Raw genomic sequence first — 7,326 nt, 5'->3', positions numbered from 1 at the left:
GCCGTCTCCTTCATCTTCTGCAGGATCATGGCCGAAATCTGCGAGGGCGACTGCTTCCTGCCGCCGGCTTCGACCCAGGCATCGCCATTGTCGCCCTTGACGATCTTGTAGGGGACAAGCTTCTTGTCCTTCTCCGTCACCGGATCGTCATAGCGGCGGCCGATCAGGCGCTTGACCGCGAAGATGGTGTTTTCAGGATTGGTGACCGCCTGGCGCTTGGCCGGCTGGCCGACCAGACGTTCGTCGTCGCCCGAGATGGCGACGATGGAAGGCGTCGTGCGCGCGCCTTCCGCATTCTCGATTACCTTGGGCTCCTTGCCATCCATGATGGCGATGCAGGAGTTGGTGGTGCCGAGATCGATACCGATTACTTTTGCCATTTCTCTAGTCTCTCCGCTAAGCAGGCTCTCAGGACCCGTACAGGCGTTCCGACGAAAGCCCCTGTTCACAAGAAATCCCGTTCCGGCAACCGGCATTCCGGCGCCGAACGGCTTGGCGCGTATATAAGAACAGGCGGCATCGCGCGCAAGCATTCTGCGCAGGCCTTCCATGAACCTTTCCATCTCCGCCCGCGACTGATCTCTAGGTGCCGCATGGTGCGGCCCGGAAAGGAAGCCCCCATGACCAATAACCCAGAGGCTCTGCGGTCTCCGGGAACAACAGGAGCTCGGCGCGACCACCGCCTTCGGGACGGGGTCGATGCGCTGGGCTTTCCGCTGATTCCGTTGACCCTGCGTAAGACCAGGCGTATCGTCGTCTTGAGGAAAGCAGACAATTCGATCAGGGAAGAACGAGCCGGACCGCCGCGCCTTGCCCTGATTTGCGCGGCCAGCCCCGACGTTCTCCCGTCGACTACGGGGGGTAGTGTCATGTCTCGCATCCGCGGCTCGTTCGTGTCGTCTCTTGATGGCGGCTTGCGCCGTGCTGTGCATCCAGGCGGGTTGCTGGCGCTGGCACTCGGCCTGTGGCTGGGCGCCGCGCAGGCGCAGGAAACCCGGATCATCTATCCCGGCTCGATGGCGGTGACCGGATTCTCCGGCACCATCATTCCCAATTTCGACCCCCCTGATTCCGAAAAAGAGGGCCTGCCGCCCGGCGTCGATCCGGTCGACGAAACCTTCATCGACCCCACGCGCGCCACCTTGCGCGTGTTCGACGTTTCGCATCTGGGCGGCCCAGCCTCCGGCCAGCTGGTCAACACGCCGCCGCCCTTCGAGGTGACGGCGGAGCAGATCGGCCAGGTGTTCGGCGTCACCTATGATGACGGCGTGCGCGACGGCGTTCCATCGGGCATTCCCAATCTCTATGCCGGCGCCACCTCGCTGCACGGCATCCGTATCGTCACCCCGGATGCCGACGATGACGGCCGCCCCGAGAGGCAGCGCCGCGGCGCTGCCGGCGCCACCTTCATGGATGGCCAGTTCGGCACCGAAAACGGTGGCGGGCCGGGCACCGTCTGGAAGATCGACGGCATCACCGGCCAGGTCTCCAAATTCGCCGACATCGACACCAACAGCGGTCCCGGCATCGGCAATCTCACTTTCGACGCCACTCACCGCGAGTTCTTTGCGTCCGATCTCGACACCGGCCTGATCCATCGCATCGACGCCGAAGGCAGACTGATCGACAGCTTCGATCACGGCGTTGCCGGCCGGCCCACGCATGGGCTCGCTCCCGTCGCCGACGATGGTTCGGTGATGGACATACAAGGTGCCGCCTTCGATAGCGAAGACCCCGACAGCTGGGGCTACACGCAGGACGAGCGCCGCGTCTGGGGTGTCTCCTACCATGGCGGCCGGCTCTACTATTCGGTCGGCGAAAAGTCGGAAATCTGGTCGGTGGGCATCGCCCGCGACGGCAGTTTTGCCGGTGACCCGCGCTGGGAACTGACGGTCAGGGCCGACAAGGACTACGCCGTCACCGACATCGCCTTCGACAACAGCGGCTTCATGTACCTGGCCCAGCGCGGTCCGGTCGAAAACCGTTACGATTACGGCCAGTTCGCCGATTCCGGTAAAGGCGAGGTCATCCGCTACTTCCGGGAGAACCCGGACGATCCGGAAACGGAATCGGTCTGGGTCGAAGTGCCGCAGGAATATGCGGTCGGCTTCCCCCAAGGCAACCGGCAGTCGGCCGGCGGTCTTGATCTGCAATATGGCTATGATGCCGACGGCAATCTCGACAGCTCCGTCTGCACGCAGACGCTGGTCAACACGGGCGACAAGCTGCGCGACAATCCTTCACTCGCCGAACAGCTCGCAGCCGGCGGGCCGCTGGCCGTACACGGTGTGCAGATCACGCCGAAAGAGCTGGTCAAGCCGGCCAATGTGCCGCCCTTCGGCTCATGGTTCGTCGACTTCGACGGTTATTTCGAAGACCCGGAGGTCGAGGGCCATGTCGGCGATGTTGCCGTCTGGCACCCTTGCGAGGGCCGCGCCGGCTATTACGAGGAAATCCCGGGCGGCTACCTGCCCCCCTTCTACCCGCCGGATTTCCCACCACCCGGCAACCTGCCTCCATGTCTCGACGTCGACGACGTCCAGTATTACTGCACGCCTTCCGGCCTCGAGGCCGATCTCTATCTCCATGACCATGCCGGCTTCGGCGGCGATTCGATCAAGGTCCAGTCCAGGACGCCAGGCGTCGGGGTGACATCATCCCAGTCGCATGCGCCCGGCAAGCCCTACACGATCGACATCACCGGCCACTATCCGGGCGACACAGTCGATGTCGGGCTCTGCTTCTACAGGAAGTCCGACAAGGACAAGGGTGGCTATTACCCTTGCTGCAAGATGACTTTGCCGCTCAGAACCCCAGCCGCCAGCTGCGAACGTTGAGGAGGGGAAGATGAAAAATCTCGCACTCTCCCCGCTCGCAACGAACGCCCAAACAACCGTCATGGAGACGATCATGAAACCCCTGTCATACGCCAGGCGCGGCGCGCGCTGGCTGATGGCGGCCGGTATCGCGGTCGCCACGTTCACCCCGGTGCAAGGCTTTGCAGAAGACGCTGCCTCGATCACCCCGGAGCTGAAGCTCGATCTCGACAGTTCGCGCGTCGTCACTCCGAGGCCTGACCAGGTGGTGCCTTTCTTCACCAAGACAGGCGTTCAAAGAGGCTGCGATTACGTCGTCTACTCGCTGAGCTTCGGCTTGCGCGGCGATCCGCAGGGCCTTGCCGACCCGAGCCTCGAGGCCAGGCTGAAGAAGGTCAGGATCGACTTCAAGGACCAGCTTCCGCACGGCCTTGCGATCATCAACGTCAACGTGTCCGGCGACGGCACGGATTCGTCCGGCGGACCACTGCCGGGTGCAACGATCAGCACTTCGGCAAATCCGAACGATACTGCCACGGTTTCCGATTTCCGCATCTCCACGTCCGATGTCGACGGCGTCGGCGCTGCCAACGAGCGTGTGATCAACTTCGCGATCACGGCCAAGATCGATCGTGCGGCATTTCCCGCGCCGACGATCGTCGACAACCAGGGCATGATCAAGGTGACGGCCGGACCGGGCACCGGGACCATCATCCCATCGCAGGATCCGAGCAAGCCCGACGACGGTGACTTCAAGACCGGCGTGAAGACCTCGATCAAGATCGACGTCACCAAGTGCAATCCGCCACCGCCACCTCCCGGCAAGGAATGCTTCAAGGTGGAACGCGGTACGGTCGACTGCGTGCCCGGCGGCGGCGCCTTCATCTATCACATGCCGGTCGGCCCGGAGATGGGCGGCAAGTGGGTGCAGGTGTCGACGAGCACGCCCGGCATCAACATCATCCCCGATACCCAATTGGTGCCGGCGGGCGGCGGTGTGCTCAACTGGAAGATCGTCGGTGCCTCGCCCGGCGACGTCATCCACCTCATCGTCACCGGCATCGAAACCTATGCCGGTCCGAAGGAAGGCTGGGGCCTGTGCTGCACGCAGACGATCGACATCGTCATCCCGCGTGACCAGAGGTGCCCGCCCAGGGACAAGGAGCCGGACCTCAAGGTCGAGAAACGCGCCGACGTGACGCGTTGCACGATGGGCGGCGGCTGCGACTTCACCATCAGGGTCACCAATGTCGGCACCGGAGCCTACCACGGCAAGATCGTGCTCGACGAGGTGACGCTGCCGGCCGGCTCGACGCTCGATTCAGGGCCAAATCCACCTTGGGTCTGCGTACCCGGAACCACCCCGATGACCTGCACCTATCCGGTGACCACGCTCAATCCGGGGGCCTCCGTCGACCTCAAGCTCGGCTTCAAGCCGGCCGGAGGCTGGCAAGGCGGTGCTTTACGCAACTGCGCCACCTACAATTATGGCGCCAGCGGCAAGCCGCTGTTCGGCAGCCAGTCGAACGATCGCGGCTGTGCCTCGATCCCGATCTGCCGGCGCGGCGACCGTGACCGCGACTGCCGGCCGCCGGTGGAGAAGAAGGTCGACCTGATCCTGAAGAAGCGTGCCCGCGTCCCGGTCTGCTCGGCCGACGGCATCTGCACCTTCGTGATCGACATCATCAACAACGGCAGCGCCACCTACAATGGACCGCTGACGGTCATCGACAATTATCCCGGCGGCGCGCCGTCGTCCTCGACCTTCGGCCCGAACCCGCCCTGGACATGCGGACCGAACGGCCCCGGCCAGTTCCGTTGCGACAATGCCGGCATCTCGCTGCCTGCGGGCGCCTCGACGCCGATCTTCGTGAAGGCGGTCATGCCGGCCGGCTACCAGTCGGACACTGTCGAGAATTGCGCTGAGGTGAAGCCCATCCCCGGGGAAAACGACCTCACCAACAACAAGGCCTGCGCCAAGGAACGCTTCCGTCATCCCAATGGCGGCAAGCCGACCCTGCGCATCACCAAGGTGTGCAACGGCTCGCTCGCCGGTGCCGCGGTCGTCTCTTGCCGCATCACCGTCACCAGCCTTGGCACCGCTGCCCCCACCGGTCCGGTGCGGGTCAACGATGCCGCCACGCTGGTGGCCGGCGGCGCGCCCGTCCAGATCCAGACCGTCACCCCCGACGGCGCGGAATGGGCGTGCGGACCGGTTCCGGCCAATGCGCTGTCGTGCCAGATTCCCGGTGCCGTCATGACACCTGGAACCAGCCGCCACTTCGACGTGACGGTCTCGGCGAATGGCGCGTTCGAAAACTGCGCGCGCGGCTCCTATGGGCCTGCGCCGGGCGACGACGTCGTCTATCCCTTTGGCCAGGCCTGCGCCAAGGGCGGCGGTTCTTCGACCATCCGTGTCGAAAAGACCGGCGACCGCGAATGCAGGCTCGGCCAACCCTGCTCGTTCGAGATCACCATCATCAATGACGGAGCGACCGCCTTCTCCGGGCCGGTCCGCATCGGCGATGCGATCGGCGTGGAGGGGCTCGGCAGGCTGGAAGGCGTTGAGATCACCTCGATCGATCCGCCCTTCGGCTGCTCGCCGGAACCGGCAACCTTGCCTGCGTCCTGCATTGCCAACCTGACGCTCGGCGCCGGCGAAAGCCGGGTACACCATGTCACCGTGGTCATTCCCGACGACGGCCGCCTGGCCAATCTGCAGGGCAATGTCAGCGGCCAGAATTGCGTCGGCGTGCTGTCTCCCGACACACGGGTGCAGGGCGGTGGCGACGTGCTTGGCGGCGATCAGACCAATGTGCAGGGCGATCGCGGCAAGGCCTATGCCTGCCATCCCTTCACCATTAGCCAGGAGACGAGGAAGGAATGCTCGCAAGGCTTCGTCATGAACGATGCCGGCCGCTGCGTTTGCCCCGAAGGCACCACCTACCGCAACGGCCAGTGCTCGCCGGGCGGTGGTATCGTGCCGAAGCCGGAACAGCCGAAACGCTGTGTGCTGCTCGAGGGCCAGATCCGCACCGAGGACGGACGCTGCGTCTGCCCACGCGGAACCGGGCTCGAGAACGGCAGGTGCGTCAGGACCGACAAGCCCGAGCAGTGCACTATCCGTGGCCAGGTCCACAATGCGGATGGCGATTGTGTTTGCCCCAGGGGAACCGAGATCAGGGGCAATGCCTGCCGCCCGATCCAGCCAAAGCCGGAGCAGTGCACGATCCGTGGCCAGGTCCACGATGCCGATGGAGACTGTGTCTGCCCGCGAGGGACCGAGGTGCGCAATGGCGCCTGCCGTCCGATCCGGCCGAAGCCTGAGCAGTGCATCATCCGTGGCCAGGTCCACGACGCGGACGGAGACTGCGTCTGCCCGCAAGGCAACGAGGTCAGAAACGGCGCCTGCCGCCCGATCCGGCCAAGGCCTGACCAGTGCACCATCCGTGGCCAGGTCCACGACGCCGACGGCAATTGTGTCTGCCCGAGGGGTACCGAGGTGCGGGGCAATGCCTGCCGGCGCAAGCAGCCGACGCAGGAGCAGTGCGACGTACGCGGCCAGGTCCACAACAAGCGCGGCGAATGTGTCTGCCCGCGCGGCACCGAGGTGATCAACGGCGCATGCCGCAGGCAGGAGGTGGAATGCGCACCGGGCTCGCAGATGATCGATGGCCAGTGCCAGCCGATCATCAGGAGGCGCTGCCCGGAAGGCACGATCGGGCGCTACCCGAACTGCCGGGCGGTCCGCGGACAACCGTCGCTGGAGCTGAACCCCGGCCTGCTGCTGCAGCAGGTGCTGCAGGCGCAGGCCGCAGGTCGAACAGCGGCAGGACCAGGTTCCAGACAGAATCCTGAAGCTCCAGCAGCAATAACCACCTGCTCGACACGAGACCAGAAACCCCGCCGGAGCAATCCGGCGGGTTTTTCTTCGCGGCTGTGGGGACAAGCGGGAATTGGCCGCAGCATGATCGCGGATAACGGCACGCGTCCCAGCCTGCGCATCGACCGCGCCTGCACCCTCGACAAGTCGGCTGCGGCGCATTAGGCAGTCGATAGGGTGGCCAACGAGAAGGACACTCGGAAAGGCCGCATCCATGAGCAGAAAGACCCTGATTGCACCATCGGTGCTGGCATCGGATTTTTCCAAACTCGGCGATGAGGTCGAAGCGGTAGCGGCAGCCGGCGCCGACTGGATACATCTCGATGTTATGGACGGGCATTTCGTGCCCAACATCACCTTTGGCCCGCCAGTGATCAAGGCGATCCGCAACCGCACCAAGGCCTTCTTCGACTGCCATCTGATGATTGCCCCGGCCGACCCCTATCTGGCCGCTTTCGCCGAGGCCGGCTGCGACGGTTTGACCGTCCATGCCGAGGCCGGCCCGCATCTTGACCGCTCGCTGCAGACCATCAGGAATCTTGGCAAGAAGGCCGGTGTGTCGCTCAATCCGGCGACGCCGGAAAGCGTGGTCGAATACGTGCTCGACCGGCTCGACCTGATCCTGAT

General features: G+C 64.6%; 3 protein-coding genes and 1 pseudogene. 3 read left to right on the top strand and 1 reads right to left on the bottom strand.

Going from position 1 to position 7,326, the window contains the following annotated elements; translation table 11 throughout:
• Nucleotides 1–380, bottom strand: a 380-nt coding sequence (locus tag EN969_RS09875) for an Hsp70 family protein (protein ID WP_164758204.1), incomplete at its 3' end; no start/stop codon positions are given.
• A gap of 213 nt (nucleotides 381–593) precedes the next feature.
• Between EN969_RS09875 and EN969_RS09870 the strand changes: the two genes are divergently transcribed.
• From EN969_RS09870 to EN969_RS09860, 3 genes and pseudogenes are all read left to right on the top strand, one after another.
• Nucleotides 594–2,837 carry a hypothetical protein gene (locus EN969_RS09870; RefSeq protein WP_063169677.1) on the top strand — a complete coding sequence of 748 codons (2,244 nt, stop codon included), beginning with the start codon at nucleotides 594–596 and terminating at the stop codon, nucleotides 2,835–2,837.
• A 10-nt stretch (nucleotides 2,838–2,847) separates the two neighbouring features.
• A pseudogene (locus EN969_RS09865) lies at nucleotides 2,848–6,691 on the top strand (hypothetical protein).
• 222 nt (nucleotides 6,692–6,913) lie between these two features.
• Nucleotides 6,914–7,326, top strand: a 413-nt coding sequence (locus EN969_RS09860) for a ribulose-phosphate 3-epimerase (protein ID WP_164758203.1), incomplete at its 3' end; no start/stop codon positions are given.

This window comes from Mesorhizobium sp. M7A.F.Ca.CA.003.01.2.1, assembly GCF_003998945.1.
GTDB classification, from domain to species: Bacteria; Pseudomonadota; Alphaproteobacteria; order Rhizobiales; family Rhizobiaceae; genus Mesorhizobium; species Mesorhizobium ciceri.
This window is presented reverse-complemented; position numbering and strand designations above follow the sequence as displayed.

Bases quoted from the DNA above. Each gene is read 5' to 3' on its own strand.
- EN969_RS09870 (WP_063169677.1), top strand. From the start codon at position 594: ATGGTGCGGCCCGGAAAGGAAGCCCCCATGACCAATAACCCAGAGGCT.